This is a genomic window from Wolbachia endosymbiont of Atemnus politus, from assembly GCF_013309895.1.
On sequence record NZ_JAAXCS010000154.1, the window covers coordinates 1 to 2545 of the forward strand.

Annotated in this window: 2 pseudogenes; both read left to right on the top strand. The window is 38.0% G+C overall.

What is annotated here, in order from left to right:
- Positions 1-528 precede the first annotated feature (528 nt).
- Positions 529-1700, top strand: a pseudogene (locus HET73_RS07000) (NADH-quinone oxidoreductase subunit D).
- A 184-nt stretch (positions 1701-1884) separates the two neighbouring features.
- A pseudogene (locus HET73_RS07005) lies at positions 1885-2545 on the top strand (dihydroorotate dehydrogenase); the annotation flags it as partial.

Genomic DNA, 2545 nt, shown 5'->3' on the forward strand with positions numbered 1-2545 from the left:
AAGAAATTTACCAAACGAAAAAAAAAAGACAGAAGAATCTCCGTGGGTGGCTAGCTATTTATATGTGCCTCAAAATATTGGCGTTTTTTTATTCCAAACGCTCAAAACCCCGACTCAGCCGCTTGTTATCGCAACTGGTCTAAATTATAAACGTTAAAAAATTTACTAAAGCAGAAAAAAAGACAAAAGAATCCCCGTTAGCTAGTTATTCATTATATATTTTATAAATTGGCGTTTTTTAATGTTTTTAAGTGCCCAAATAGGCGCAATTCACAGCAATAGCTGGTAATTTAGACAATAATGCAAAAAACATGAGGTGCGCATAGTGCAAAAAATTAAACAATTGTACGCCAAATACGTAAGTTTTTGTCGTTTCATCTGCACAGACTGAAGATAAATAATTAGCTTCATTGTCATTATAATGAGATTGAAGGGGGTTGTCAAGTTTTTTTCCAATGTTATGCAAGAAGTCTATTGAATTTAAGCGCACTTTAGCCTATATAACCCTAATACCTTAGACTATTGGACGTGCCCGATCTAAAGAAAATGATGTTAAATTTTGGCCCTCAGCACCCGGCTTCACATGGGGTGTTGTGCCTTGTTTTGGAGATGAACGGCGAAGTAATCGAAAGGGCTGATCCTCATATTGGGCTCTTGCACCGTGGTGCTGAAAAATTAATAGAACATAAAACATATCTTCCAGCTTTGCCTTATTTTGATCGCCTTGACTACGTATCACCAATGTCACAAGAGCATGCATATTCGTTATGTGTAGAAAAATTGTTACAATGCAAAGTTCCAGTCAGGGCAAAATATTTTCCTGTTTTGTTTTGTGAGCTTACAAGGATACTCAATCATCTACTAAATATCTCCTCTCAGGCACTCGATGTTGGGGCAATGACTCCTCTTTTATGGCTTTTTGAAGAAAGAGAAAAGATAATGGAATTTTACGAAAGAGTTTCAGGTGCAAGATTTCACGCAGCTTACATCAGACCAGGTGGAGTTGCAGCAGATGTTCCAGAAGGTCTAATTGAAGATATTGCAAAGTTCATAGAGCAATTTCCAAAGTATATAGACGATGTTGATGAGCTTTTAACAGAAAATAGAATATGGAAGCAGCGCACTGTGGGAATCAGCGAAATATCAATTAAGCAGGCGCTTGATTGGGGTTTTAGTTGACCAATGCTGCGTGCTGCTGGGCTTGCTTGGGATTTGCGAAAAAGTCAGCCATATGAGGTATATGACCAACTAGATTTTGATATACCGGTCGGCCAAAATGGTGATTGTTATGATCGTTATTTAGTAAGGATGGCAGAAATTAGGCAGTCTATTGGCTTGATAAAGCAGTGTATAGAGAAAATGCCTGAAGGGCCGGTAAAAACTGAAGATAGAAATATTTCTCCACCGCCAAGCGCAGAGATGAAAAATCTATGGAACCTCTCATTCACCATTTTAATCTTTATTCAGAAGGATATCGTGTACCAGAAGGTGAGGCTTACGCGGCTGTTGAAGCACCGAAAGGCGAGTTTGGAGTATGTGTAGTTTCAGATGGTACCAGTAGACCACATAGATGCCGAATAACAGCACCTGGCTTTGCACATTTACAAGCCTTGGATTTTATGGCAAAAGGACACATGCTTGCTGATATTGCCGCAATTATTGGCTCGCTCGATATAGTTATTGGTGAGATTGATAGGTAGCTATAGCTTATCCATTATTTATAAGAAAAATCAATAAAAACGTATTCTTTTCAAGTATGATCTTATAGTATTTCATGGTAGAAAAATGGCTGAGAAAGGATTTTACAAATTGATACTACGTAATTTGCTGCTTTTACTGCCGCCTGAAATTGCCCACTTCTTGGCAATCACAATGTTAAAAAAGATGCCTTGTAGAAAACCCGTAGAACTAACAGAGTCTTTAACTGTGAACCTCTTTGGTAATAAGCTCAGGACCCATGTGGGTCTTGCTGCAGGTTTTGATAAGAATGCGGAAGTTATAAAGCCCATGCTCTCATTTGGTTTTGGGTTTATTGAGGAGGAGGCTGGTACTGTAACTAAATATCCTCAATGCGGAAACAAAACCCCGAAAATTTTTCGGCTAATTCAAGATGAAGGGACCATTAATAGATTAGGGTTTAACAATAAGGGAATAGATTACTTTCTTAAACGAATAAGTGAAACCAAGCTTGAAGATTGCATTTTCGGCATCAATATAGGAAAAATAACACATCGAAGGACCAAGTCAGCGACTATGTTGACTTATGGTATATGGAAAAAGCAACTATATAGTGCTGAACATCTCATCCCCAAGCACACCTAACGCAATTTGCACAATAAACAAGAACTATCGGAATTGCTGAAATCCATAACTCTAACTAGGAAATCAATTGACAACTCTGAATCCACCCCAATAACACTGAAAATCTCACCAAATATACATCAGCAAACTAAAGAAAATATCGCTGAGCTTGCACTAGAATATAAAATTGACGGCTTGATAGTAAGAAACACTACGGTCAGTCGAGATAATCTGCACTCTCATT